The organism is Anaerotignum faecicola (assembly GCA_024460105.1).
Lineage (GTDB): Bacteria > Bacillota > Clostridia > Lachnospirales > Anaerotignaceae > JANFXS01.
Genome location: JANFXS010000182.1, coordinates 1 through 494, shown reverse-complemented (window position 1 = coordinate 494; position 494 = coordinate 1). Strand labels below are relative to the sequence as shown.

At 46.2% G+C, this 494-nt stretch carries 1 protein-coding gene; it reads right to left on the bottom strand.

Annotated elements, in window-relative coordinates; translation table 11 throughout:
* Positions 1-297, bottom strand: a 297-nt coding sequence (locus tag NE664_13415; protein ID MCQ4727631.1) for a sugar ABC transporter permease, incomplete at its 3' end; no start/stop codon positions are given.
* Between the last annotated feature and the right edge of the window lie 197 nt (positions 298-494).

Sequence of the window (494 nt, the reverse complement as noted above, 5' to 3'; positions counted from 1 at the left end):
CAGAGCCAGCACCACCTTGCCGGGGACCGTAATAAACGTATATTTTAAGGTAACGGTTAAAGAATTCCAGAATTCCTTGTCCTTTGTAAACAGCCGCACGTAATTGTCCAGACCTACAAACTCAGGTTTGTGGAAAATGTCGTAGCTGGTAAAGGAATAAAGTAATGAACTCACAAAGGGATACAGCTGAAATACCAGGAAACCAAAAATCCAGATACACACGTAAAGGAATCCAATCCGGTTCCTCTTGGTCCAGCCGCCGTGGTTTGGCCGCGGCTTCACACTCACATTCGCCATAATAGCTTCCTCCTGCCTCTTAAAACGGCCCGGAATCGTTCTCTATCCGGGCCGCACATCTCATTTCAGGGCGTATTCAAACTCTTTCTTAATTCAAACCGCTTAAGTAATCATTGATTAAATCAATGGCATTCTCTGCCGCCTCCTCAGGCGTACTCTGACCATAGGCAACGCTCTCGATCATGTCTTCCTGAATC